This is a genomic window from Arthrobacter sp. ES3-54, assembly GCF_029504395.1.
Classification (GTDB): Bacteria; Actinomycetota; Actinomycetes; order Actinomycetales; family Micrococcaceae; genus Arthrobacter.
In genome coordinates, this window is sequence record NZ_JAQFIF010000023.1 from 18,381 (window position 1) to 42,454 (window position 24,074).

Sequence of the window (24,074 nt, forward strand, 5' to 3'; positions counted from 1 at the left end):
CGGCGGCGGCTGGCCCGAAAGATGAATCTTCTGGCCCAGAGGTTGAGTATGGCGTGATGTGACCGGCTAGCGCCCACCCCCGTGGATAGGGTGACAGTCATGGAAGCACTGTTGAAAGTCTTGCGGCATTGGGGCGCCCCCGCGGCGGCCGTTCTCTTTTTCACGCTGTGGTGCGTGGCCGAGGCGGGCAGAATGGGGCCAGGCCTCCACACCTGGTCCGGGACGTGGCCGCTGATCATCATGACAGCAGCCATTGCCCTGGCCGCCTGGAAGCCCTATGTGTCGCTCGGATTCACGGCAGGGCTGCTCGCGGGTCAGCTCGGGTACGCTATTCCCGCGATGTATTCCAACCACTGGGCCATCTACCTCGGGGCGTTTGTGGCACTGGCGTTCATCCAGTGGACGGCCGGGCGAAGGACACGCTTCGTTGCGGCCGGCGTCAATGTTGTCTTCGCCTGCGCCATGACATTCCTCATGCTGTCGTGGCGCTACAGTGCCGGCGTGGGTTGGTTTCCGCCGCTGTACATGGGTGACCGGTGGACGTTTCGGGCCTTCGGCTGGCAGCTCTTTTCGCTGCTGCTGCTGATCGCGGCAGCCTGCGCCGCCGTCGGGCTGGCACTGGCCCTCTACGAGGAGCGCGGCAGCCTCATCCGGGCCCGGACCATGGCCCAGACCAGCCTCCGGGAAGCCGAGGTGGAACTGATCGTGGAGCAGGAGCGGACGCGGATCGGCCGGGACCTGCACGATGTCCTGGCCCACTCCCTTGCCGTGATCGCGGCACAGGCGGATGGCACCCGCTACCTGAGCAAGGACCAGCCGAGAGCCGTGTTGAACGCCCTGGAAAACATCGCGACGTCGGCCCGGAGCGCCCTGGTGGACGCGCAGCGCGTCATCGAAGGAGTGCACGACGACGGCGCGGTCACCCCGCAGCCCCGGCTCAGCGACGTCGGGCCGCTTGTTGCGCGCATGCAGGACAGCCTCGCCATCGAACAGAGCGAGTCCGGTGCGCCCGCAGGGCTCTCTGCCGGGCAGCAACTGGCGGTCTTTAGGATCATCCAGGAATGCCTCACCAACGCCCTGAAACACGGCGGCCGCGGCACCGCAGTGCGGCTGCACCTGGACTGGAGCGGCCCCGGGGTGACCCTGCATGTGGCATCCGGGATCCCGGCCGCGTCGGACAACCCGGACCGCGCCGCCGAAACGCGGGTGGGCCGCGGTCTCGCCGGGATGCGGGAACGCGCCCACCTCGCAGGGGGCTGGATGACGGCCGGTCCCGACGGCGAGCAGTACCGGGTGACCGTCTTTATCCCCTACGGCACAGTGATTGCCGACGCCGCCGTCACCAGCGCGGAGCCAGCCCTGGTTCCCGCGGGAGGTCCTGCGGTAGGCGCGGACGTGTCGCCGGAGGAAGCCGACCACCGTGGCTGATGCCGGGGCGGCCATTACAGTGGCGATCGTCGATGACCAGGCGTTGTTCCGTGCGGGAATCCGGATGCTGGTGGAAAGCCAGCCGGACATGGCGATGTCCTGGGAAGCCGGCGACGGCGCGCAGGCAGCGGCATTCGCCGTCGAACGTTGCCCCGACGTGATGCTCATGGACCTGCGCATGCCGGTCCTGGACGGCGTCGGCGCCACACGGCGGATTGTGCAGCAGGCGGAAGCCGCGGGCACCGGAGCGCCGAAGATCATCGCACTGACCACCTTCAACCGGGACCAGGCGGTGGTCGACGCCGTGCACGCCGGGGCCAGCGGCTACCTGCTCAAGAGCGCCGAACCGGAGTTCCTGCTCGCCGCGATCCGGACCGTGTACTCGGGGTACTCCGTGATTGCGCCCGGATCAGTCCAGGATCTGTTCCAGCATGCCGCCCGGACCGTGCCGGCCGGGGGACCGGACCTGTCCGTGCTGGAAGTGCTCTCGGCCCGGGAACGGGACGTCTTCCTGCTCGCGGCCAAGGGGCTGGCCAACGGTGAGATAGCCGGAAGCCTGTTCGTTTCCGAGGCGACCGTCAAGACGCACCTCAGGAGCGTGCTGGGCAAGCTGGGGCTCGGCACCAGGCTTCAGCTGGTGGCCTTCGCCTATGAACGCCGGCTCCTGGGCTGAGGCCCGGCAACTGAGACGCGCAGGCTCAGACCCCCACTGAGATGCGAGGCTGAGGTCCGGCGGCTGAGACAAGCGGCTGAGACCGCCGGCCGAGGTTCGCGGCCAGCGGCCTCATGCCCGTTCTGTCAGAAGCTCGTCGTCTGCGTCAGATAGCCGTAGTAGTGCGACGAGATCGGGTGGACAGGATCGCCGTCGAAACCGTATTCGTTGTGCCGCTTCGTGTACGACTTCGTCGCGTGCAGGTAATCTGCCATGACCTGCTCGGCTGAACCCGTGCATTCGTTCTGGCTGATGCACAGGGCCACGGACCCTGCCACGGCCGGGCTGGCGAAGCTGGTGCCGTTGCTTACGTTGTAGCCGCCGGGCCAGGTGGAGAGCATGCACATTCCGGGTCCGGAAACCGTGTGGGCCTTGTCGTCGCTCGTGGTGGCGAAGTTGGAGAAGAATGCCGGTTGGTCATCCTTTTGCCCGTACTTCGAAAAGTCGTCCGGGCCGCAGGTCGGGGCGGCGTCGCCGCCGGCCTTTCCGTCGAAGTCGCCCATGGCGGTGGCGGTCAGCACCTGGTCGTACGTGGCCGGCACTGTGTTGGCGAAGTCCATGCCCTCGTTGCCGGCCGCGACAGCGTAGGTGACGCCGGCCCGGACAGAACGGCAGATGGCGTAGTGCATCGGGTCCGTGCCCTTGCCGCAGTTGGGCGTGTCAGAGGCGCCGCCGGCGATGCTGATGTTGGCCACGGCGATGTCGTTGTCCTCGTTCTCGTCCTTGTGCGTCGAGGTCACCCAGTCAATGGCGCAGATCAGGCTCTGCTCGGAGATCAGGCCGTTGTCGTCAACCACCCGGACGGACCACAACGGGGTGCCCGGGGCGGTGCCGATGACGCCTTGGCGGTTGTTCCGGGCGCCGATTACGCCTGCGACAAATGTCCCGTGCCCCAGAACGTCAACGGGGGTAACGTCCACGGGCGAGCCAGACTGGCAGTCCACGCCGCCCTTGACGTTCAGGTCCGGGTGGGTCGCATCAATGCCGCTGTCGATCACAGCAACGTTGACATTGATCCTGGCCGGCCCCCGGTCGAGGGCCTTCCGTACGTCTGAGTCGGTTCCGGCGATCCGCTTCCGCCAGAAGGGGGTCTCCTGGGTGGCCGCGGACCCAAGATCCCGCGGTTGCTGGAATGTTCGGCCCGCGGTGACGAAGTCAACGTTCGGGTCGGCCTGGAGGCGCTGCGCCTGGGATGCCGTCATGGTTGCCGAGTAGCCCATGACGGCGTTGCTGTAGAGCTTGGAGGCCGTGAATCCGTAGGCGCGTTGCTGGGCGGCCGCCGCGGCGCCGGCGTTCACGACGCCATCCTTGAGCACCACGATGTAGCTTTGCGCCTTCTGGGCCGCGGACGAGGGGGCGGCCGTCGCGAGGCCGAAGCAGGAGACCAGCGCAACGACTGTCAGCGAGGCCAGTGCGCGCCGGTACAGGAGTCGGTCAGGTCTGGGCAGGGCGCTGCGCCGGTGTCTGCGCGGGACCCGCGCCACCGATGTTAGCTGCGGGTCTGATGCCTTGCGGCTGGCTTGGCTGAACATCGTGGCCTCCCATTAAGCGAGTTCGCTAATTCGAGTGCCCCCCGCCCATATCTTAAGCCTCCGGTCGGGTCTTACACCCGGGCCCTTTGGAAAAACTTATGCCGGGCGTGCGGCCGCTGCCTCAGACGAGGCTGTCTTCCTTTGCAGGCGCAGGTGCAGGCGCAGGTGCAGAAACGGATGCGTTCCCCGGTGCCCGGCCGGCCGCGTGCGCTGCCGTCGCGGCGTGCACGGCGTGCGCAGCGCGGACGTGGTGGCCGAACGGGTTGAACCGGCTGGAACCGAGTTCGGCAAAGGCATACGCGGTCTCTGCGTGCTCGGACCGGTCGACCCCGGCGAGCTCGTCCTCGCGGCTGACCCGGAACCCGAGTGTCTTGTGGATGGCGAGCCCGATCACCGCAGTCCCGAGACCGGACACCGCCACCGTGATGAGGACGGCCACGGTCTGCGCGATGAGCTGGTGGAGCCCGCCGCCGTAAAACAGCCCGCCGCCTGCACCGTCCACCGGCAGGGCAATGAAACCCAGGGCGAGCGTGCCGATGAGGCCGCCGCCGAGGTGGACGCCGACGACGTCGAGCGAGTCATCAAAGCCAAATTTGAACTTCAGGTCCACGAACACCACGCAGGCCGCACCGGCCACGAAGCCCAGGCCCAGCGCGGCGAGGGGGCTGATGTTGGCGCACGACGGCGTGATCGCCACCAGGCCGGCAACGGCGCCGGACGCGGCGCCCAGGGAGGTGTGGTGGCCGTGGCGGATCTTCTCCACGACCAGCCAGCTGATCATGGCCGCGGCGGGGGCGGCCAGGGTGTTCACCCAGATCAGGCCCGCCTGCTCCACGGTGGTGGCGGCGCCGGCGTTGAAGCCGAACCAGCCGAACCACAGGATGCCCGCGCCGAGCATGATGAAGGGGATGTTGTGGGGGCGGTGGCTGGGGTCCTTGCCGAAGCCGTGCCGGTTGCCCAGGATCAGGACCAAAACCAGGGCCGCGGTTCCGGACGCGATTTCCACCACGGTGCCGCCGGCGAAGTCGATGACCTGGCCAAAGACGGCACTCACGGCACCGCCGGCACTCATGAGGCCACCTCCCCAGACCATGAAGGCCAACGGGCAGTACACGAGGGTGATCCAGATGGGAACGAACAGGGCCCAGGAAGTGAATTTAGCCCGGTCCGCGATGGCGCCGCTGATGAGGGCCACGGTGAGGATGGCAAACGTGGCGCTGTAGCCGGCCTTGATCAAGTCGGGCGAACCGATGAGGCCGCTCAGGCCGAAGCTGGCGAACGGGTTGCCGAACACGCCGAGGACGCCCTGCCCGGTGCTCATCGAGTAGCCCCAGAGGACCCACACCACGCCGACAATCCCGATGGAGACGAAGCTCATCATCATCATGTTGAGCGAGGCCTTGGCCCGGGTCATGCCGCCGTAAAAGAGGCCCAGTGCCGGGGTCATCAGCAGAACGAGCGCCGCCGAAATAATCATCCAGACGCTTCCAGCAGTGAGTTCCACCGGGGTCCCTTCTCGTCAGTCTTCCGTACCGGGACACGTCGCCGCCGGCCCCCCGGTCCGGACTTAATCCTCCCGGAGCCGTGTTTCCGGCAATGAGGCGAAAAGTTGCGGGCACGTTACGGGAATCGCGGCGGCGTGAAGTTCGCGTGACCGGCATGTTTCAGGAATGTAAACGGGGCCTCATCCGCGCGCCGGTTTGTCGAGTGGAATCTCCAGGCAGCGGCCGGATGCGTTCCAGGTGCTCAGTGTGCCCAGGTGGCTGCTCAGCCGCTGCATGCGGGCGGCGATATCGGGCGCCGACCCCCGGGCCAGCCGGGCCTGAAATCCGGCGATGATCGTGGGGTACAGCCGAAGCGTGCGTGGTGAGTTGCCGTCAGTGTCGAGCATGAACACGAATGACTGGTCATTGCGCTCGACGGGGTCCACCGCATAGTCGTCAATGAAGTCCCCGGCGCTGTAGATGATGGGGCGGTTCCGGTGGCTCCCGACGCCGCGGAAAATGTGCGGCGAGTGGCCGAACACGAGGTCGGCTCCGGCGTCGATGAGGTCCCGGGCGAGGTCCTGATGCCGGGCCGGGGCGTCGTGGCCCCAATTGCCGCCCCAATGGGCTGACACGATGAGGAACTGGACGCGGGCCTTCGTCCTCCTGACCAGGGCCAATAGCCCGTCTAATCGGCCGTCCGATCCTGCCCCGCCGCGGCGTCGGCCGCCGTCGTCCACCGGAACGTAGTAGACCCCGGGAGTCGCGGCGCCGGCCTCCCAGCCGGGCTCGTTGTCCGTGAAGGCAATGAATCCGACGGCGGCGCCGTCCACGCGCCGCACTGCCGGCCGGCGGGCGGCGTCCAGGTCCGGGCCGGCGCCGGCATGCAGGATGCCGCGGCCGTCCAGGGCCGGCAACATCTCCCGGAACGCGTCCTGGCCAAAATCCAAGACGTGGTTGTTGGCGAGCGAGACGACGTCGATCCCGGCGGCGAGGAGGCTGGCCACGTTCTTCGGGTCCGAGCGGAAGTGGAAGACCTTGCCGGGCTCGGGCTCGCCGCCGGACGCCAGGACGCACTCGAGGTTGGCGATGCGGACGTCCGCCTGCCGCAGTAGCTCCAGCGTGTCGCCCCACGGATAGGCAGGCCGAACCGTGGCCAGGTGCTGGTTCACCAGGCGGCCCAGCATGACGTCTCCCAGCAGCGCAATCTGCATGGCCTGCCGGCCCGTCAGGTCATGGCCGGGGGCTAGCTCTGGTAGCCCTCGACCTCGCTGACCGGCCGCACCTCCGCCTCGTCGGGGTTCTCGCCGTAGTCCTTCTTGGCGCGCCGCTGGCGGAGCAGGTCCCAGCACTGATCCAGCTGTTCTTCCACCTGCTGCAGCCTGAGAATGTCCGGGGCTCCGGCCCCGGCGGCCTGCGAGCCTTCGCGGAGGCCGTGTTCTTCCTCCACCAGGGCTTTGATGCGCTCCAGGATGTCTTGGTTGTCCACGGTGTCCTCTTTTCGTCCGACGGCGGCGGGTCCCCTTCTCTTGGCGGGTCCCTTCCAGCACGTCCCATTTCAGCAGATCCCTTTCCAGCCTACGGAGGGGAAGGGGCCCTGAACAGGGCCCGGCACGCAGTCACGGCACCCAGTCACAGCACGCGGCACGGCGACAGGTGCGGAGCCGGAGCCCTAGCCGAGGAGCTCGTCCGGGTAGCACCAGCGCCAGTCCTCGCCCGGCTCGACGCTGCGCATGACAGCGTGGCCGCTGAGCTGGAAGTGCTTGTAGGCATGGGTTCCCGGGGAGGAATCGCAGCAGGCCACGTTCCCGCACTGCAGGCACATCCGCAGGTGAACCGTCGTCGTCCCTTCCCGTATGCACGCGGCACAGAACGGCCCGGGCGGGACCGCCGTCTCCGGGGCGGACTCCAAGTGCTCGCACACCCCGAGGGGCCGGGCAATTCCCTCGCCTCCGCTGCCGGCGTCCGCGTCGGGTTCTTCCAGCGCGGCGTCCAGCATGGACTCTTCGACATCGAGGCGGTCAAGGACGTTGAGCAGGACCTCGTGCGCGTACCCGCCGCCGCGCCGCAGCTCGAGGACCTTGGCGCGCTCGGCGTCCAGCATCGCCAGCCGGAGCTGGGCGTAGCGCTGGCTGGGGGTGGTGGCTTCCGCGGACGGCCGTCCCAGCCGCTCCCATGCGGCCAGCCCGCGCTCCTGCGTTCGCCGTTTCAACATCGCCACGACTTCCGGCGGGTCGGCGTCCGAGCGCAGTTCCTGGAGCCGCTGCACGCCCGCCGCCGTCGCCATCTGCATCAGCGATGCCTCGTTGAGCGCGTCCTCGCGCGCGTCCGGTCCCCTAAGGTGCAGCCGCCGGACCAGGGCCGGGAGTGTCAGGCCCTGCAGGGTCAGCGTGCCGGCCACCACCACGAGGGCCATCAGGATCAGGACGGACCGGTGCTCCAGCCCTGCCGGCAGGACCAGGACGGCGGCAAGAGTCACCACGCCGCGCATGCCGGCCCAGGAGACGATCACCGGAACTTGCCAGTGCGGCGCGGGATCCTTGCGGCCGACCGCGGGAATGAGTCGCGGCAAATACGTGGCGGGGAAGACCCAGACCGGGCGCAGGACCAGCACGGCCAGCAGCACCGCGGCGCAGCCGAGCCAGATCCGTTCCGGCCCCAGCGTGTCATCCCGAACGCCCTCGATGATGGTCCGGACCTGCAGCCCAATGAGGAGGAACACAGAGTTCTCCAGCAGGAACTGGACCGTCTGCCAGTTGCTGCGCTGGCTCAGCCGGGCGGCCCCGTTCGGCATGGACGGCGCCTTGGTTCCCATGATCAGCCCGGTGACGACGACGGCCAGTACGCCCGAAGCGTGGATCGCTTCCGCCGGGAGGTAGGCCACGAGCGGGGCGATCAGGGAAATGGAGGTGTTGATGGACACGTTGCGGATCCGTTTGCGGAGCGCGGTGAGCACGAAGGCCGCGGCGATGCCCACCGCGAGACCCCCGCCGGCCGCAAGGACGAAGCCGCCGGCGATCTCCGCCGCGGAAACGGTTCCGGCGATTCCGGCGATGGCGGCCCGCAGGCAGACCAGCGCCGTGGCGTCGTTGACCAGCGATTCGCCCTCCAGAATGCTGACAATCCGGCGGGGCATGCCCACCTTTCGCGCAATGGCGGTCGCAGCGACGGCGTCCGGCGGTGCGACGACGGCGCCCAGGGCCATGGCCGCCGCAAGCGGGATCTCTGGGAACATCCAGGCGACCACTAGCCCGACGCCGACGGTACCAAAGATGACGTAACCCACCGAAAGCAGGCCGATGGAGCGGCGGTTGGAACGGAAATCGAACAGCGAGGTTTGTAGCGCGGCTGCGTAGAGCAGCGGCGGCAACAGCCCGACCAGGACGAGTTCGGGGTTCAGCTCGACGGTGGGGACAAACGGGAGGAACGAACCCACCACGCCGGCCAGCACCAGCAGAAGAGGGACGGAGACGTTGATCTTGTGGCCCAACGCGCTGCAGGCGCAGACAATGGCGACGAGGGCCAGCAGCCCGAGAGCGACTTCCATTGGCCCATTCTCTCAGCTTCACGCCCGGTGCCGGAGGGATTCCTCCATCACATCATCAGCTTGCTTGTGACTTGGCAGGTTCCTAGAGTTGAAAATGCTAGCCAAGTGAGATTCTGCGCTGGCGCCGGGCACGGACGAATGCTGCCCGGCCCGCGCCCAGGCACGAGGAGGACACATGTCAGAGCACAATATTTCGGGCAAGAAAGTGGCGTTCCTGCTCACGGATGGTGTGGAGCAAGTGGAACTGACCAGCCCGTGGAATGCCGTGAAGGAAGCCGGCGGCGTGCCCACCCTGGTCTCGCCGAAGAGCGGTAAGCTGCAGGGCTTTAACGGCACTGAAAAAGGCGAAACGTTTGCCGTCGAGCTCACCGCGGCCGAGGCCGACGCCGCCGACTTCCACGCCCTGGTCATTCCCGGCGGCGTCGTCAACGCCGATCACCTCCGCGTCGACAAGGACGCCCAGGCGTTCACCCGGGCCTTCTTCGAGCAGCACAAGCCCGTCGCCTCCATCTGCCACGGTCCGTGGCTGCTGATCGATGCCGGTGTGGTCAGCGGCAGGAACGTGACCTCCTATCACACGCTCCAGACGGACCTCAAGAACGCCGGCGCGAACTGGACCGACGAGCAAGTGGTGGTGGACCAGGGCCTGGTGACCAGCCGCAGCCCCCGCGACCTCCCGGCCTTCAACGCCAAACTCGTTGAGGAAATAGCCGAGGGCGAACACGCGGGCCAGACCGCCTAGCCGCCTTCCCGCTGCAGTGTCCGACGGCGGCGCAGGCCACCGTCGGACGCTTCCGGCTGGGATCTTCTGCTTTGTGTGTCCCGCTGCTTTGATCTTCTGCTGCCCTGTTTGCCAGGTACCTACCCACGCTGGCGGTTTTGCGGCAGGATATGCCGTGTAACGTGCACCGTCGTCGTTGCCGTCCAGGCCGACGCCCCAGCAGCCGCCCCAAGCAGCAAGGAGTTTCGGACATGACCACGCTCAATCCCTACCTCGGTTTCCGCGATAACGCCAAGGACGCCATGACGTTCTACCAGTCGGTGTTTGGCGGGGAACTGACCATGAGTACCTTCGCCGAATACCATGCCAGCCAAGACCCTGCGGAGCAGGAGAAGATCATGCATGCCCAGCTGAGGACCGACGGCGGCATGGTGCTCATGGGAGCAGACACGCCCAACAGCATGGACTACACCCCTGGCAACAACTTTTCCGTGTCCCTCAGTGGGTCCGACGAAGCCGAGCTTCGCGGCTACTTCGACAAGCTGGCCGAGAGCGGCACCATCGCGATGCCACTCGAAAAGGCGCCCTGGGGCGACATCTTCGGCATGTGCAAGGACAGGTTCGGCGTGGACTGGCTGGTGAACGTCGGTTCCGAGCCCGCCTAGGAAGGGCCGGCGCCGGCGTCCCGACCCGCGCCAGATACGGCTATCCTGAATGCAGCCAGGACAGTGCAGGCTCGAGTCCGAACTCCTGGCGCAGAGAGGCATGAAATGACCGAGAAGCTGCACCTCAGTCCGGAAGACGAATTCCCCGAAGACCTCGCCAAAGTCGCCGACAAGGATCTTCAGGTCCTCGACAGCCAAGTCCAGCGCCAACTGGACTATGAGTACGTGGTGGAGGGGGAGCCGAATCCGGAGACCGAATTCCGGCACTACGACCTCGATGAGGAGTTTGAAGAGCGGGACAAGCGGGACACCTGATCCGCCGGAATCATCCCGGGTGGGTCGGTTGCTCCGCACGGCGTCCGGGATCTAGCCAGCAGGCTTACTAGACTGGGCCGACCACTCTGCAAAGAAACGAGCCCTCCATGACCCCGGCTGCTGCCACGCGGTCCCTGCCGTACCCGTGCTGCGTGCCGCCGTCACGCACAGCATGAGGGAACCCGTCCGCTTGGAGATTTCGGTGGCGGGCCACGCCGGCCACGTCTTCGCCTCGCGTGAAAGGGCCGGCGGCTCCGCGCCCGCGTCTGGGCCCGCCGTCGTGCTCATCCATGGAATCGGCGCGTCACACCGCTACCTGAGCAGGCTGCACCAGCTCCTGGCCGGGTCGATGGAGACCTACTCCATTGACCTGCCGGGTTTCGGCGCCACGCCCAGGCCCGCGAACACGCTCTCCATTGCCGCCCACGCCCGCTACATCCTCGGTGCCATGGAACAGCTTGACGTTCCGGAATTCGTGCTCGTGGGGCACTCGATGGGAACACAGTTCGCCACGGAGGCGGCCCTCCAGGCGCCTGGACGGATCTCGAATTTGGTTCTCATGGGTCCCGTGGTGGACCCCGAGCGCGCCACCGTGGTGCAGCAGGCCCTGGCGCTGGGCCGCGACTGCCTGTTGCACGAAAGCCCCTCCTCGAACGCCTTGGTTTTCACCGACTACCTGCGTTGCGGTCCCGTCTGGTACCTCAAGAACCTGCGGCTCATGATGGAGTACCCCATGGAGCAGAAGATCACCGGTGTCAGCGCGCCGGTGCTTGTGGTGCGCGGCGCCAACGACCCCGTCGCGGATGCGGACTGGAGCCGCCGGCTGGCCGGGCTCGCCCGCCGGGGGCAGCTGCAACAGGTGCAGGGAACCGGGCATGTGGTCCAGCACAACCGGGCCCTCGAAGTCCGGGACGGGATTCTGGCGTTCGCCGGCCTTGGCGCGGCGGCGGGCGAGCCGCTGCCGGGACACCCGGCGTGACCGCTCAGGCTGCGCCAGCGCCGGCTAGACCTCAAAGTGGGTCCGGGTGGGGCCCTGGCCGAGTGACTCAACCACCCCGGACGCGACGACGTGGAGCTTGATGTTCCGGGCGCTTGATGCCGATTTCAGGAGCTCGAACGCCTCGACCTGGCTGCAGCGGTTCTGCGCCATGATGATGCCGACGGCGACGTCGATCACGGTCCGCGTTTCCAGGGTGGCCTTGAGGTCGGCGGCCGTATCGCTGCTGTGCGCGAACCGGACCGCGAGCCGCAGGGCCATGGATGTCTGGTGGACGAAATCACGGGCCAGTTCCGTGGCACGATCATCGAACCGGCCCGGACGGTGCGAGTACAGGTTCAAGGCGGCCCGGGTTTCGCCTTCGAGCACGAACGGCAGTGCCAGGATGGACCGGAAGCCGTGTCCGCGCACCGTCGCGGCGTACTGCGGCCAGCGACCATCGAGATCCAGGTCCTCAACGTGGACGGTTTCCTGTTCCCGGGAAGCCGTCATGCACGGGCCGTCGCCGAAGGTGTACTGGATTTCGTCCATGGCTTGCGCGGCGGGGCTGCTGCTGGCGACGGTGGCCGCCTTCCGTTGCCGCAGGAGCGTGATGCCGCACAGGATCTCGTCCCCGGGCTCGGACAGGCTGCGCGCGGACACCCGAGCGAGCCCGCCCAGGAAGTCCTCGACGTCCGAGCTGCTGAGTACCAGTTCATGCAGCTGCTGGTTTATTGAATTTGCGGTTGACTCGATGACCACTTGTCTGTTGTGCCGTTTCACTCAGGTCAAGACGACCCGGCTGTGCTTCCCACCGCGGCAAGGAGCGGATACGGCAGCGGCCGGATCGAAGAACAATCCAACGGCTCGCTGCAAAACCGTACCGAGAGAGTATATACATCCGAACCGCTGCTCGGCAGCCTGCGGGCCGGGTCGGCACTCAGGCCCAAAAACCGGGCATAAAGGCCCTCACAGGGCTTCGGCCGCGGGCGGATAGTTGGATGCAGCGGCCACCGGGTCCATTTCGGGTTTGGGGGAACCCGCCGGAGCGCACCAGTTTCAGCAGCAGCACACGACTGATGGCCGATGGTCCACGTTTCGACTTGAAAGCCATATCCCATGAGCATTTTTGAAGACAGGGTCGACGCCGGAAGGCAGCTCGGCCGACGTCTGGCGGAATTGCGTGGCCAGGACATTGTGGTCCTGGGCCTGCCGCGCGGCGGCGTGCCGGTAGCCTTCGAAGTCGCCGCCGCCCTGGATGCTCCCCTGGACGTGATTGTGGTGCGGAAACTCGGGCTTCCCTACCAGCCCGAGCTCGCCATGGGGGCGATCGGTGAAGGCGGTGCCAAGGTCCTGGACGAGCAGGTCCTTGCCCATTCACGGGTCGGCGGCGCCGAACTGCGGGCCGTTGAAGAGCACGAACGTGCCGTGTTGGAAACCCGGCTCGTCCTGTTCCGGAAGGGCCGGACCCGGCATGACCTGACCGGACGCATCGCGGTGATCGTCGACGACGGGATTGCCACTGGCTCCACCGCCCGCGTAGCCTGCCAGGTCGCCCGCAAACAGGGCGCGGCACGCGTGATTCTGGCCGTTCCCGTTGCCCCCGCGGAAACCCTCGCCAACCTGAGCGAACCGGACGAAGTGGTCTGCCTGGCGACGCCGCGCCAGTTCACCGCCGTCGGATACCACTACCGGGACTTCTCGCCGACTGACGACGACGAGGTGCTGCGCCTGCTCGATCTTGCGGCCAAACGCGTCGAGACCAAGCCGCCGCCCTTCTGGGCTTCGGCGGCGGCCCGCGCCGACAGCGCCGCCGACGTCGACGAGGAAGTAGAGATCCCGTCCCGCGCGGTGCGGATCCAGGCGCAGCTCCACCTTCCGGTGCCGGCCCGGGCCGTGGTGCTGTTCGCCCATGGCAGCGGCAGCGGCCGCCACAGCCCCCGGAACCGCTACGTGGCCGGTCTCCTGCAGCAGGCTGGCCTGGGTACGCTGCTGCTGGACCTGCTGACCACCGCGGAGGAACGCAGCCGCGCCAACGTCTTTGACATTGAGCTCCTGGCCCGCAGGCTGTCCTCAGCCACGGACTGGCTTTCCACCCGGGCAGACACGGCCGCTTGCGCTGTGGGTTACTTCGGTGCGAGCACGGGCGCAGGGGCCGCGCTGTGGGCGGCATCGGAGCCGTCGGCGCGGATCTCGGCTGTCGTGTCCCGCGGCGGCCGCCCGGATCTCGCCGGCCCGCGGTTGTCCGCCGTGACAGCGCCCACGCTCCTGATTGTGGGGAGCTTGGACCACGAGGTCCTGGAGCTCAACCGCCGAGCCAAGGCGATGATGCGCTGCCCCAACCAGCTCGCCATCGTGCAAGGGGCGACGCACTTGTTTGAAGAACCTGGCACCCTCGCGGCGGCGGCCATCCTGGCGCGGGACTGGTTTGTCGACTACCTGATGGCCCCGAACGGTGCCAGTCCGCGGGCTGCGGGGGTCTGAGGGGCGGCAATGGGCAGCTGGGCGCCCGACCCCCGACGAACCGCGTGAAACGCAGGAGGACCGGGGACACGAATGCCGCGGACGCTAGCTCCGGCGTCCCTCTGCCCTGGACCGGATCCCCAGGAGCATCCGCCGCTCCATCAGGAACTGCATGGGTTCCAGCAACGTGCGCAGGGCCAGCCCCTCAACCAAAGGCGAGTAGTCATACCGGGTGCGGGACAGGAGCCTGGTGGCCTGGGGACCCGCAGGCCGCAACACGAACGTCCAGCCGATGTCCAGCCGGCGCCCGGTAGGACGGACGCCGGCCGGTGACATCTTCCCCGTGCGCAGGTCGATGGATCCGCCCAGCCCCAGTACGGCCCCGGACTCGAGAAGCCTGACCGGCAGGCCGCCGTCGGGGGAGAGCGGAACGATGTCGCCAACCTCCAGACGCTGCAGTTCCGGGAGAATCCTGTCCGCACTCCTGAGGCCTAGACCCGTGGTTTTTTCGAACCAGTCATAGGAGTAAAAGCCGCCGCGCCCGGCGCCCAACTGGACAAGCCAGGGCCAGACCTCTGAGACCGGGGCCGCAATTGTCACTGCGCGGGTGCTTTGCAGGCGCGGGGCGGGCACGATCTCGTCCCCGGCGAGCGGTCCGGCGGCTTCCTGGGTGGTCGCCCCCCAGTGCAGGAGCCGTGGCCGGACCGCCAGCACGTAGGCGGCGCCGGCCGATGCCGCAGCCAGCGCCGCGAGCGGTCCGCGCAACCGACCGGGAGCACGCGTCAGCGGCCGCCTTTCCGGCGGGGGTCCTGGGTGGTTCATTCGGTGGTCCGGTGGACCCGATGTGCGTCCGCGGGCACGACAACGGGCTGGTCACGGTTCATGGCCCCAGCCTGCCGCCCGGCCCGGGGACTGCCTAGGGCCGAAAGTCACGCGGGGCTGGGCACCGTGGCGGCCTCCGCTTAGGGTGGAACGGTGACCGCCGGCACCGGAGCAAGTTCCGGACCACGCGCCGGACCATGACGGTCCGCAACGCCTGCCACCCGAGGAGTTCCTGATGAGAGTTGCTGTTACCGGAGGAAGCGGAAAGCTGGGCCGAAGCGTCGTGCGTCGGCTCAGCGATGACGGGCACGAGGTGACCAACCTGGACCGGACGGGCGCCCGCAGCCCCGGGTTCACGGAAGTGGACCTGCGCAACTACGGCCAAGTGGTGGATGTGTTCCTTGGCCTCGAAGACCGCCATGCCGGCTTTGACGCGGTGGTGCACCTGGCCGCGATTCCCGCGCCGGGCCATGCCCCTGATGCCGCCACGTTCGAGAACAATATGCAGTCCACCTACAACGTGTTCCAGGCCGCACGCCGGGCCGGGATCAAGAAGATCGTTTACGCGTCCAGTGAGACCGTGCTCGGGCTGCCGTTCGACGTCGACCCTCCCTACATCCCGGTGGACGAGGACTACGCGGCCAGGCCGGAAAGCACGTACTCGCTGGTCAAACATCTTGAGGAGCAGATGGCCGTCCAGCTGACCCGATGGGACCCGGACCTGAGCATCACCGGCCTGAGGTTCTCCAACGTGATGGACCCGGAGGACTATGAGGCGTTCCCCTCCTTCGACCACGACGCGAGGATGCGCAAGTGGAATCTCTGGGGCTACATTGACGGCCGGGACGGCGCGCAGGCCGTGGCCCGTGCCCTGGAGCACGGTAAACCCGGCTTCGAGGCCTTCATCATCGCCAACGAGGACACCGTGATGAGCCGCTCCAGCGCCAGCCTCGCCGCCGAGGTGTTCCCGAACGTGAAAGTGGTCAAGGATCTGGGCGAGCACGAGACCATGCTGTCGATCGACAAGGCCAAGCGGCTGCTGGGCTACGCGCCTGAGCACACCTGGCGGACGTACCACTCGCTGCGCACCACCCCCACGGAAGACTGACCCCCAACTCGAGGAGTTCCATGCAATACCGCACTCTGGGCACCAGCGGCGCCGTCGTCTCCAACTACGCGCTGGGGACCATGACTTTTGGCGCCGAGGCCACCGAGGAGCAGTCCCGCGCCATCCTGGATGACTACTTCGCGGCTGGCGGCAACTTCGTCGACACCGCCGACGTCTACAGCTCGGGGGTGTCGGAGGAAATCATCGGCCGGTGGCTGGCGGACCGGCCGGACGTCCGGGACCGGGCGGTCGTGGCCACGAAGGGCCGCTTCCCGATGGGCCAGGCACCCAACGACGTCGGAACCTCCCGCCGGCACCTGGTCCGGGCGCTGGATGACTCGCTGCGCCGGCTGGGCGTGGAACAGATCGATCTCTACCAGCTGCACGCGTGGGATCCGATCACCCCCCTTGAGGAGAGCCTCCGGTTCCTGCACGACGCCGTCACCAGCGGCAAGATCGCCTACTACGGCTTCTCCAACTTCCTGGGCTGGCAGTTGACCAAAGCCGTCCATGTGGCGAAGGCCCATGGCTGGAGTGCGCCGGTGACGCTGCAGCCGCAGTACAGCCTCCTGGTCCGGGACATCGAGTCGGAAATCGTCCCGGCCTCGCTGGACGCCGGGATCGGGCTGCTGCCATGGTCGCCGCTGGGTGGCGGGTGGCTCTCCGGCAAGTACAAGCGCGACCAGCCGCCCGCCGGGGCCACCCGGCTCGGCGAAAATCCGAAGCGGGGAATGGAGGCCTGGGAGGCCCGCAACGCCGATCCCCGCACCTGGGACGTGATGGCCGAGGTAGAGGAAACCGCCGGGCGCCACGGCGTAAGCGCGGCCCAGGTGGCGCTGGCGTGGCTGGCGGACCGGCCGGCGGTCACCTCGGTGATCCTAGGCGCCCGCACCACCGCGCAGCTGGCGGACAATCTCGCGGCAGCGGATCTCCGGCTCACTGCGGGCGAGACGGAGCGGCTGACCGAGGCCGGCCGGCCGCGCGTCGGCGTCTATCCGTACGGGCCCATGGCCCAGGAGCAGCGCAGCCGGAAGCTCGAGGGCGGCCGCTGACCAAGCGTTAGGTCTCCGGGGAGGCGGGGGAGCCGGCGTGATAGCTGGACCAGATGTCGCCCATTTCCTCGGTGGACTGTTCCACGATCCTGCTCATGGCGGCGTGTGCGGCGTCCGCCTCGCCGCGCTGAATGGCGCTGGCCACATCCACATGCAGCTGCAGGGCCTCGTGGTGTGGCAAGTGCGGCATGAGGCCGTGCTCGGTGCGCCCCGTCAGCACCTCGGTGACCAGGTTGTGCAGCTGCGTAAACATGGCGTTGCCGGAGGCCCGGAGCACCGCCGCGTGGAAGTCGATGTCGAGCCGGAGGAACTCGTCCTGGTCCCCGCGCTGGCCGGACGCCCACAGCCGTGCGGCCAGGGAGACGAGATCGCTGCCGGCATCCCAGGATGCCCTCTCGGCGGCGAGGCGGGCAGCCTGCGGTTCGATTGCTCCGCGGAGCTCGTTCAGGGCCTGCAATTGCTCCAGCCGCTTTGAGGACGCGAGCCGCCAGCGGATCACTTGGGGGTCGTACGCGTTCCACGATTCCTCCGGCTGCACCACCGTGCCCAGCCGCCGCCGCGACTCCAGCATCCCCTTAGAGGACAGCACGCGGGTGGCTTCGCGCACCACGGAGCGGGAGACGTTGTGCTTGGCCTCAAGCTCGTCCAGGCGCAGGATCGAGTGTGGCGCCAGCGTCCCTTCGGCGATGGCCAGCCCGAGGTTCTGGACCAGCACGGAATGCAGGTCAGAAGTTGGCTCCGCCTTTGGAGTTTTCATAAATAAATCATACGGGTGGATGCAAGGGTCTTGTTTAAGTCTGCTTTATTTCTCTATGATCGCTTCCAGAGCAGATGTAAAGATGCATTTGCAGCCGGCTGGACGTTCTCGCCAGCCCTGAAAACCAAAGGAAGTCGTAATGAAGCGACGTTCAATTGCGAAGTACGCGGCAGTCGCCGCGGTCCTGTCCCTGGGGCTGACGGCCTGCGGCGGCGCCAGCGGCAGCACCGATGCCAAGACCTCCGGCACCGTCCGGGTCACCCTCGCGAACCATGTCTGGACCGAAGGCATCAAAGCGGCCATTCCGGAATTCGAGAAGTCCAGCGGACTCAAGGTCGAACTGACCCAACTGGGCGAGGACCAGCTCTCGGACCAGTACAACGTCAAGCTCAACGCCGGCAGCGACGAGATCGACGTGATGATGTACCGCCCGCTCCAGGAAGGCAAGGCGTTCGCGAAGAACGGCTACCTCGCGGACCTGACGTCCAAGGTTTCCTCGGACGCCACGTGGGACTGGAAGGACTACCAGGAGGGCCCCGTCAAGGCCACCACCGCCGACGGCAAGGTGGTCGGCGTCCCGATCATCACCGAGCGCGAAGTCCTGTACTACCGCAAGGACCTGCTGAAGGCCGCCGGCCTGGCGGTTCCCAAGACCATGGACGAGCTCGAGGCCGCGGCCAAGGCCATCAAGGCTTCCTCCCCGGACACGGCCGGCTTCGTGGCCCGCACCGGCAAGTCCGCCGCCGTCACCCAGTTCTCCAGCTTCCTGTACTGCTTCGGCGGCGACTTCACCGACGCCAGCGGCAAGTCCGCCGTCAACTCCGACGCCGCGAAGAAGGCCTATGCGTTCTACGGCGGCCTGATCAAGAACTACGGCCCCGCCAACGTCAGCACGGACATGAGCTGGCCCGAGGCGATGGCAATCTTCACGCAGGGCAAGGCTGCCTTCTACACCGAGGCCGACTCGCTCTACAAGAACGCCACCGACCCGGCCAAGTCCAAGGTCGCCGACACCGTCGGCTTCGCCGCACTGCCCGCCGGCCCCGCAGGTTCCAAGCCGTACAACATCCCGTCCTGGGGCCTCGCCATCAACCAGGCATCAAGCAACCAGGACAACGCCTGGAAGTTCATCCAGTGGGCCACCAGCAAGGAACGCACCCTCGAAGCACAGAAGGCCGGCGTCCCCGGACCGCGCGCCTCAGTCTGGGCTGACCCGGCCGGAACCTCCACCTACCCGAAGGACCTCGCCGAGGCCATCACCGCCAGCGCCAAGAACGGCGTCGGACACGACCGTCCCGAGGTTCTCACCGTAGGCAAGGCCCGCGAAATCGTGGGCGGCCCGATCGTCGCCACCATCACCGGCTCTGACGGTTCCGCCGCAGCCGACACGGCTCACGACGCCTTCCAGAAGTTCCTGGACACCGAAAAGAAGTAGCGCGGCCGGCGCTACGCGCCTGCCGCACTACCCGCGTGATGCACCATCCAGCCCGGCGGGACGGCAGTCCGCCGCCGTCCCGCCGCGGCCAGCTCTTCACTTCACCCCCAACTCCTTAGGTGAACCATGTCTGTATTGACCCCTCCCCGCAGCGCGCCATCCCGGAAGGCCGCCCGCCCACCCAGCGCACGCGAGAACTTCTCGGGCTGGGCCAACCGGCACCGCAAGTGGCTGTTCGCCGCCCCCGCCATGATCTTTGTCGGCGTCCTGATCGTCTTCCCCCTGGCCTGGACCCTGTACCTGAGCCTGACCGATTCGCAGGGCTCGGTAAGGGCTGCCTCCGAGTTTGTCGGCCTGCAGAACTACCTCACAGTCCTGTCCGACGTCGAACGCTTCTGGCCCGCCGTCGGCCGCACGCTCAGCTTCACCGGCGTTGCCCTCGTCTGCGAGGTGGTGCTCGGCATGTGCATCGCGCTGCTGCTGTGGCGCCCGTTCCGCGGCGAAAAGTGGGTCCGCGTGGCCATCCTGCTTCCGCTCGTCGCCACCCCCGTGGCGGTCGGCATGATGTGGCGGCTGATCTTCGACCCCAACATCGGCTTCGTCAACCAGCTGCTCGGCATGGTCGGCATTCCCGCCCAGCCCTGGCTCTCCGGCCAGGACACGGCGCTCGGCACCACCATCTTCATGGACGTGTGGCAGTGGACCCCCATGGTGGTCCTGATCCTGCTGGCCGGGCTGACCTCCCTCTCCGAGGAGCCCGACGAGGCGGCCCGGATGGACGGCGCCAACGCCGCCCAGCGCTTCTTCTTCATCACGCTGCCCCTCATGATGCCGACCGTGATCGTCGCCATCCTGCTCCGGGGCATCGACGCCCTGAAGACCTTCGACATCCTCTACGCCACCAAGGGCAAAGGTGGCGGGTCCTTCCACGAAGTGGAGACGCTGAACGTCTACGCCTACGGGCTGAGCTTCGACTACAACCAGTACGGGCTCTCCTCCGCTGTGCTGATCCTGTTCTTCATGATCATCATCGGCTCCATGTGGCTGCTGACCATGCGCAAGAAAGCGGTAAGCAAATGACCGTACTGTCCCAAAACACCGAACCCCAAACTGCCCCCGCCGAGGCGGCCAAGACGGCGCCGCGCCCCAGGAAGCCGCTGGGCACCCGCGCGTACAAGGTGTTCCGCGTCGCCGCACTGGTGGCCGTGGTGCTGTTCCTGATCGCCCCGCTGTTCTGGATGCTGCTGGCCTCCCTCAAGACCAACGTGGACATCTACGACACCGGCAAGTCGTTCTTCTTCACCCCCACGTTCGAGAACTACGCCAATGTGCTGCAGCGGAACAACTACTTCGTCTTCATCTTCAACAGCTTCTGGGTGGCCTTTGTCTCCACAGCCCTGTCGCTAGTCCTGGGCGTGCCCGCCGCCTACGCCATGAGCCGGTTCACGATGCACCGCTCGGCGCTCGTGGTCCTGATGGCCCGCGTCATCCCCGGTGTCTCCCTGCTGGTGCCCTGGTACTACGTTTTCTCCAACCTGAAGATGGTGGGCGGCTTCGAGGTCCTGATCCTCAGCCACATGTTCGTCGCGCTGCCGCTGATCGTGTACATCATGATGAGCTACTTCGATTCCCTGCCGCTGGAGCTGGAGGAATCGGCCCAGGTGGACGGCCTCACCCCGATTGGCGCCTTCCGCCGCATCACCCTGCCGCTCTCCGTCGCCGGAATGGCCACCGCCGGCATCCTGTCCTTCATCTTCTCGTGGAACAACTTCATGTTCGCCCTGGTGCTCTCCGGCTCCAAGACCAAGACCCTGCCGGTCGCGATCTTCGATTTCGTCTCCTACGCCAGCATCGACTGGGGCGGACTCATGGCGGCCGCCACCGTGGTCACCATCCCGATCATGATCATTGCGCTCTTCACGCAGAAGTACATCGTCTCCGGCATGACCGCCGGCGCGACCAAGGGCTAGGCAACAGATGACACTCATCAGCAGGATTGAAACGTTCCTCGTCGCGCCGCGCTGGCTCTTCGTCCGGATCGAGACGGACAGCGGGATCGTCGGCTGGGGCGAGGCGAGCTGCGAAGGCCGCAGCGAAACCGTGCGCACCGCCGTCGACCAGCTCGCCGAGCTGCTCATCGGCAACGATGCGCTACGGATCGAGGACCACTGGCAGGTCATGACCAAGGGGTCCTTCTACCGCGGCGGGCCCATCCTGGCCAGCGCCGTGTCCGGCCTGGACCAGGCCCTCTGGGACATCGCCGGCAAGCACTTCAACACCCCCGTGCACCAGCTTCTCGGTGGCCACGTCCGGGACCGGATCCGGATGTACGGCTGGGTGGGCGGGGATGAGCCCAACGAGGTGGCTGACCAGATCAGCGCACAGCTGGAGGTCGGGCTCACGGCCATCAAGATGAACGCCAGCGGCCGGATGAGCCCCATCGCCTCGGTGGCCGAGCTCGACGGCGTCGTCCGCCGGGTGGCCGCTGCCCGTGAGGTCCTCGGCGACCACCGTGACGTGGCCGTGGACTTCCACGGCCGCTTCAGCCTCGCCAACGCCCGCCGGGTGGCGCCGCTGCTGGAGCCGTACCGGCCCTTCTTCCTCGAAGAACCGGTGGTCCCGGAAAACACCCACCTGCTGCGCGAGTTCACCTCCTCCACCACGACGCCGGTCTCCACCGGCGAGCGGCTGTACAGCCGGCAGGAATTCCTGCCCGCGCTGCAGGCCGGCATTGCCGTGGCCCAGCCGGACCTCTCCCACGCCGGCGGCATCACCGAGGTCCGCAAGATCGCCTCGCTCGCCGAAATCTACGAGGTCCAGCTCGCCCCGCACTGCCCGCTGGGCCCGCTGGCCCTGGCCGCCTGCCTGCAGGTGGGCTTCGCGACACCCAACTTCCTGATCCAGGAACAAAGCATCGGCATCCACTACAACCAGAGCGCCGAAGTCCTGGACTACGTGGTGGACAAGTCCCCGCTGAAGTTCGTGGACGGACACATCGAACGGCTCACCGGCCCGGGCCTGGGCATCGAGATCGATGAGGCCGTGGTCCGTGCCGCGGACAAGCGCGGGCACGCCTGGCGCGGTCCTGTCTGGCGGCATCCCGACGGCGCTTTCGCCGAGTGGTGAACGCCCCCGTGCCGAGCCCGGTCCTGTTCGCCCCGACGAAGGAGAAGCCTGACATGAAGAACACCCTGACGCCCGAATCACTGCTGGCCGGTATCCGGGCGACCCGGCTGGTGGCAATTGTGCGCGGCACGGACGGGGCAGCCGCCGCGAAGGCAGCCCTCGCGGCGATGGAGGAGGGCTTCCGGTACGTCGAGATTGCGCTCACCACACCGGGGGCCCTGGAGGCGATCCGCGAGGTCCGCGCGGCCGCCCCGGCGGACTGCTTCGTCGGGGCCGGAACCGTGCTGACCGCCCAGGACGTTCACCGGGTTGCCGAGGCGGGCGGCCAGTTCATGGTGACCCCGTCGCTGGCAGAGTCGATCGCCGAATCAGCCCGGCTAGGACTGCCCGTGCTGGCAGGTGCGCTGACCCCCAGCGAGGCCTATGAAGCCATGAACCGGGGCGCCACCGCGGTCAAGCTCTTCCCCGCATCGATCGGCGGACCGGGGTACCTCAAGGCGCTCCGCGATCCCTTCCCCGGGATCCCGTTCGTCGCCGTCGGCGGCGTCGGGCTGGATGAAGCAGCGGGCTACTGGGAAGCCGGCGCGATCGCCGTCGGGCTTGGCGGACCGCTGTTCGGCGACGCCGGCTCCGGCGGCGACCTCGCCCCGATGCGGGAACGGGCCCGCGGTTTCGTGGCCCTGGCCACCGAATTCGGCCGTCCGCGCGCGGAGAGCCTGCGGTGACGGCCGCCGTCCACAGCGCTTTCGCGCCGCAGGCCGTTGACCTGCTGACCTTTGGCGAGTCCATGGTCTCGCTGCGGTCCACCGGCCCGCTGTCCGCCGGCGGCACCCTGGGCATGCACGTGGCCGGGGCGGAATCGAACGTGGCCGTCGGGGTTGCCCGGCTCGGGCACAGCGTCACCTGGGCCGGGGTGGTCGGCGCCGACCCGCATGGCGAGTACATCCTGCGGCAGCTGCGCGCCGAGGGGATCGGACTGCGGCACCGGATTGACGCCGCACGGAACACCGGGGTGATGTTCCTCGAACAACGCACGGCGGATGTCACCCGGGCCTTCTACTACCGCGCCGGTTCCGCCGGATCCACCCTCGGCCGGGAGGACCTGGACCATGCCTTGAGCGCCGGTGCCCGGATCCTGCACCTGACCGGCATCACCGCCGCCCTCAGCCCGGACGCCAGAAAGGCGGTGGAGTACGCGGCCGAGCGCGCGGCCGCCGAAGGCATGGAAGTCTCCCTTGACGTTAATTACCGCAGCAAGCTCTGGTCCCGGGAGGAGGCCCGCGCTGTGCTCACACCGCTTGCCCGGCACGCCAGCATCGTGATCGCCTCCGACGACGAGCTCGGGCTGGTCGCGGCGGCGGTCGGGGCGGTCCCGGCCGGAACAAGGGACCGCGACGCCGGTGCCGACGCCGGCGAAACGGCTATGGCCGCCGAACTGCTGGACCGCGGGGTCCGGGAAGTCGTGGTCAAGCGCGGCGCCGCCGGAGCCGGCGTCCACACCGCCGACGGATGCTGGGAGGCACCCGCCGTGCCGGTGACCAGCATCGATACTGTGGGGGCCGGGGACGCCTTCACCGCCGGTTACCTTTCGGCCCTGCTCGACGGCGCCGACGTTGCCGGCCGCCTGCAGCGCGGCGCCCTGACGGGAGCCTTTGCAGTCAGCACCGCCGGGGACTGGGAAGGCCTGCCGGGCCGCGCGGAGCTGGCGCTGCTCGGGAGCACCCCGGGCGGAACCACGCAGCGCTGACCCGCCTCGGGCGGAACCACGCAGCGCTGACTCGCCGCTGACCCGGGCCGCCCCGGGAAGCCATCAGCGCCGCCGCCCATTCATCGGGCAAGACACCCCGAAAGACCAGAAAAGGACCTGTTGTGAAAATCATTGCCGCTGAAGTCTTTGTGACCAGCCCCTCCCGGAACTTCGTGACCCTGCG

General features: G+C 67.7%; 23 protein-coding genes. 15 read left to right on the top strand and 8 right to left on the bottom strand.

Translation table 11 applies throughout. The annotated features are described in order from the left end of the window. The first annotated feature begins 99 nt into the window (after positions 1-99). Together M2428_RS21185 and M2428_RS21190 are read left to right on the top strand one after the other, a co-directional pair. Positions 100-1,428, top strand: coding sequence for a histidine kinase (locus M2428_RS21185; protein ID WP_277527946.1), 1,329 nt, complete (start codon positions 100-102; stop codon positions 1,426-1,428). Continuing rightward, a complete protein-coding gene (locus M2428_RS21190) occupies positions 1,421-2,101 on the top strand; it encodes a response regulator transcription factor (protein ID WP_277527947.1) in 681 nt (226 codons plus the stop codon). Before M2428_RS21185 ends, M2428_RS21190 begins: the two co-directional genes overlap by 8 nt. A gap of 125 nt (positions 2,102-2,226) precedes the next feature. Here M2428_RS21190 and M2428_RS21195 read toward each other — a convergent pair whose 3' ends face one another. The 5 genes from M2428_RS21195 to M2428_RS21215 all read right to left on the bottom strand — a co-directional run bounded on the left by M2428_RS21195 (position 2,227) and on the right by M2428_RS21215 (position 8,703). Then, positions 2,227-3,672, bottom strand: coding sequence for a S8 family serine peptidase (locus tag M2428_RS21195; protein WP_277527948.1), 1,446 nt, complete (start codon positions 3,670-3,672; stop codon positions 2,227-2,229). A gap of 121 nt (positions 3,673-3,793) precedes the next feature. Next, positions 3,794-5,176, bottom strand: coding sequence for an ammonium transporter (locus M2428_RS21200; protein ID WP_277527949.1), 1,383 nt, complete (start codon positions 5,174-5,176; stop codon positions 3,794-3,796). Between the two features lie 180 nt (positions 5,177-5,356). Beyond that, positions 5,357-6,370: a CapA family protein gene (locus tag M2428_RS21205; RefSeq protein WP_277527950.1), complete on the bottom strand. Its 1,014-nt coding sequence runs from the start codon at positions 6,368-6,370 to the stop codon at positions 5,357-5,359. Positions 6,371-6,402: 32 nt separating this feature from the next. Beyond that, on the bottom strand, positions 6,403-6,645 hold the full coding sequence (locus M2428_RS21210) for a DUF2630 family protein (RefSeq protein ID WP_277527951.1): 243 nt from the start codon (positions 6,643-6,645) through the stop codon (positions 6,403-6,405). A 183-nt stretch (positions 6,646-6,828) separates the two neighbouring features. Beyond that, the gene (locus tag M2428_RS21215) at positions 6,829-8,703 is read right to left on the bottom strand and encodes a Na+/H+ antiporter (protein WP_277527952.1); all 1,875 of its coding nucleotides are present in this window, start codon (positions 8,701-8,703) and stop codon (positions 6,829-6,831) included. 175 nt (positions 8,704-8,878) lie between these two features. Between M2428_RS21215 and M2428_RS21220 the strand changes: the two genes are divergently transcribed. The 4 genes from M2428_RS21220 to M2428_RS21235 all read left to right on the top strand — a co-directional run bounded on the left by M2428_RS21220 (position 8,879) and on the right by M2428_RS21235 (position 11,383). Next, positions 8,879-9,445: a type 1 glutamine amidotransferase domain-containing protein gene (locus tag M2428_RS21220; protein WP_277527953.1), complete on the top strand. Its 567-nt coding sequence runs from the start codon at positions 8,879-8,881 to the stop codon at positions 9,443-9,445. A 230-nt stretch (positions 9,446-9,675) separates the two neighbouring features. Continuing rightward, complete coding sequence (locus M2428_RS21225) at positions 9,676-10,089, top strand: VOC family protein (protein WP_277527954.1); 414 nt, start codon at positions 9,676-9,678, stop codon at positions 10,087-10,089. 105 nt (positions 10,090-10,194) lie between these two features. After that, positions 10,195-10,404 (top strand): hypothetical protein, encoded by a 210-nt coding sequence (locus tag M2428_RS21230; RefSeq protein ID WP_277527955.1) that lies wholly within the window; start codon positions 10,195-10,197, stop codon positions 10,402-10,404. 190 nt (positions 10,405-10,594) lie between these two features. After that, complete coding sequence (locus M2428_RS21235; RefSeq protein ID WP_277527956.1) at positions 10,595-11,383, top strand: alpha/beta hydrolase; 789 nt, start codon at positions 10,595-10,597, stop codon at positions 11,381-11,383. Between the two features lie 24 nt (positions 11,384-11,407). On the opposite strand, the gene M2428_RS21240 is transcribed toward M2428_RS21235, so the two are convergent. After that, positions 11,408-12,142, bottom strand: a complete 735-nt coding sequence (locus M2428_RS21240) for a GAF and ANTAR domain-containing protein (RefSeq protein WP_277527957.1) — start codon at positions 12,140-12,142, stop codon at positions 11,408-11,410. 357 nt (positions 12,143-12,499) lie between these two features. On the opposite strand from M2428_RS21240, the gene M2428_RS21245 reads away from it, so the two are divergent. Next, on the top strand, positions 12,500-13,864 hold the full coding sequence (locus M2428_RS21245; RefSeq protein WP_277527958.1) for a phosphoribosyltransferase: 1,365 nt from the start codon (positions 12,500-12,502) through the stop codon (positions 13,862-13,864). Between the two features lie 84 nt (positions 13,865-13,948). Here the strand turns inward: M2428_RS21245 and M2428_RS21250 are convergent, their stop codons facing one another. Then, a complete protein-coding gene (locus M2428_RS21250) occupies positions 13,949-14,608 on the bottom strand; it encodes an SRPBCC family protein (RefSeq protein WP_277527959.1) in 660 nt (219 codons plus the stop codon). A gap of 292 nt (positions 14,609-14,900) precedes the next feature. Between M2428_RS21250 and M2428_RS21255 the strand changes: the two genes are divergently transcribed. Both M2428_RS21255 and M2428_RS21260 read left to right on the top strand, forming a co-directional pair. Next, the gene (locus tag M2428_RS21255; protein WP_277527960.1) at positions 14,901-15,773 is read left to right on the top strand and encodes an NAD(P)-dependent oxidoreductase; all 873 of its coding nucleotides are present in this window, start codon (positions 14,901-14,903) and stop codon (positions 15,771-15,773) included. 20 nt (positions 15,774-15,793) lie between these two features. Beyond that, on the top strand, positions 15,794-16,825 hold the full coding sequence (locus tag M2428_RS21260; protein WP_277527961.1) for an aldo/keto reductase: 1,032 nt from the start codon (positions 15,794-15,796) through the stop codon (positions 16,823-16,825). 7 nt (positions 16,826-16,832) lie between these two features. On the opposite strand, the gene M2428_RS21265 is transcribed toward M2428_RS21260, so the two are convergent. Next, positions 16,833-17,582 (bottom strand): FCD domain-containing protein, encoded by a 750-nt coding sequence (locus M2428_RS21265; RefSeq protein ID WP_277527962.1) that lies wholly within the window; start codon positions 17,580-17,582, stop codon positions 16,833-16,835. A 139-nt stretch (positions 17,583-17,721) separates the two neighbouring features. On the opposite strand from M2428_RS21265, the gene M2428_RS21270 reads away from it, so the two are divergent. From M2428_RS21270 to M2428_RS21295, 6 genes are all read left to right on the top strand, one after another. Next, a complete protein-coding gene (locus tag M2428_RS21270; RefSeq protein WP_277527963.1) occupies positions 17,722-19,017 on the top strand; it encodes a sugar ABC transporter substrate-binding protein in 1,296 nt (431 codons plus the stop codon). A 126-nt stretch (positions 19,018-19,143) separates the two neighbouring features. Next, complete coding sequence (locus tag M2428_RS21275) at positions 19,144-20,097, top strand: sugar ABC transporter permease (protein WP_277527964.1); 954 nt, start codon at positions 19,144-19,146, stop codon at positions 20,095-20,097. Continuing rightward, the gene (locus tag M2428_RS21280) at positions 20,094-20,987 is read left to right on the top strand and encodes a carbohydrate ABC transporter permease (RefSeq protein ID WP_277527965.1); all 894 of its coding nucleotides are present in this window, start codon (positions 20,094-20,096) and stop codon (positions 20,985-20,987) included. Before M2428_RS21275 ends, M2428_RS21280 begins: the two co-directional genes overlap by 4 nt. 7 nt (positions 20,988-20,994) lie before the next feature. Next, positions 20,995-22,143, top strand: a complete 1,149-nt coding sequence (gene dgoD, locus M2428_RS21285) for a galactonate dehydratase (protein WP_277527966.1) — start codon at positions 20,995-20,997, stop codon at positions 22,141-22,143. Positions 22,144-22,196: 53 nt separating this feature from the next. Next, positions 22,197-22,868 carry a bifunctional 4-hydroxy-2-oxoglutarate aldolase/2-dehydro-3-deoxy-phosphogluconate aldolase gene (locus M2428_RS21290; RefSeq protein WP_277527967.1) on the top strand — a complete coding sequence of 224 codons (672 nt, stop codon included), beginning with the start codon at positions 22,197-22,199 and terminating at the stop codon, positions 22,866-22,868. Beyond that, positions 22,865-23,890, top strand: coding sequence for a sugar kinase (locus M2428_RS21295; RefSeq protein WP_277527968.1), 1,026 nt, complete (start codon positions 22,865-22,867; stop codon positions 23,888-23,890). The genes M2428_RS21290 and M2428_RS21295 overlap by 4 nt, the downstream gene beginning before the upstream one ends. The last annotated feature ends 184 nt before the right edge of the window (positions 23,891-24,074 follow it).

Bases quoted from the DNA above. Each gene is read 5' to 3' on its own strand.
- M2428_RS21220 (WP_277527953.1), top strand. From the start codon at position 8,879: ATGTCAGAGCACAATATTTCGGGCAAGAAAGTGGCGTTCCTGCTCACG.
- M2428_RS21275 (WP_277527964.1), top strand. From the start codon at position 19,144: ATGTCTGTATTGACCCCTCCCCGCAGCGCGCCATCCCGGAAGGCCGCC.
- M2428_RS21290 (WP_277527967.1), top strand. From the start codon at position 22,197: ATGAAGAACACCCTGACGCCCGAATCACTGCTGGCCGGTATCCGGGCG.
- M2428_RS21225 (WP_277527954.1), top strand. From the start codon at position 9,676: ATGACCACGCTCAATCCCTACCTCGGTTTCCGCGATAACGCCAAGGAC.
- M2428_RS21280 (WP_277527965.1), top strand. From the start codon at position 20,094: ATGACCGTACTGTCCCAAAACACCGAACCCCAAACTGCCCCCGCCGAG.
- M2428_RS21245 (WP_277527958.1), top strand. From the start codon at position 12,500: ATGAGCATTTTTGAAGACAGGGTCGACGCCGGAAGGCAGCTCGGCCGA.
- M2428_RS21185 (WP_277527946.1), top strand. From the start codon at position 100: ATGGAAGCACTGTTGAAAGTCTTGCGGCATTGGGGCGCCCCCGCGGCG.
- M2428_RS21205 (WP_277527950.1), bottom strand. From the start codon at position 6,370: ATGCAGATTGCGCTGCTGGGAGACGTCATGCTGGGCCGCCTGGTGAAC.
- M2428_RS21270 (WP_277527963.1), top strand. From the start codon at position 17,722: ATGAAGCGACGTTCAATTGCGAAGTACGCGGCAGTCGCCGCGGTCCTG.
- M2428_RS21195 (WP_277527948.1), bottom strand. From the start codon at position 3,672: ATGTTCAGCCAAGCCAGCCGCAAGGCATCAGACCCGCAGCTAACATCG.
- dgoD (WP_277527966.1), top strand. From the start codon at position 20,995: ATGACACTCATCAGCAGGATTGAAACGTTCCTCGTCGCGCCGCGCTGG.
- M2428_RS21230 (WP_277527955.1), top strand. From the start codon at position 10,195: ATGACCGAGAAGCTGCACCTCAGTCCGGAAGACGAATTCCCCGAAGAC.
- M2428_RS21260 (WP_277527961.1), top strand. From the start codon at position 15,794: ATGCAATACCGCACTCTGGGCACCAGCGGCGCCGTCGTCTCCAACTAC.
- M2428_RS21265 (WP_277527962.1), bottom strand. From the start codon at position 17,582: ATGAAAACTCCAAAGGCGGAGCCAACTTCTGACCTGCATTCCGTGCTG.
- M2428_RS21255 (WP_277527960.1), top strand. From the start codon at position 14,901: ATGAGAGTTGCTGTTACCGGAGGAAGCGGAAAGCTGGGCCGAAGCGTC.
- M2428_RS21215 (WP_277527952.1), bottom strand. From the start codon at position 8,703: ATGGAAGTCGCTCTCGGGCTGCTGGCCCTCGTCGCCATTGTCTGCGCC.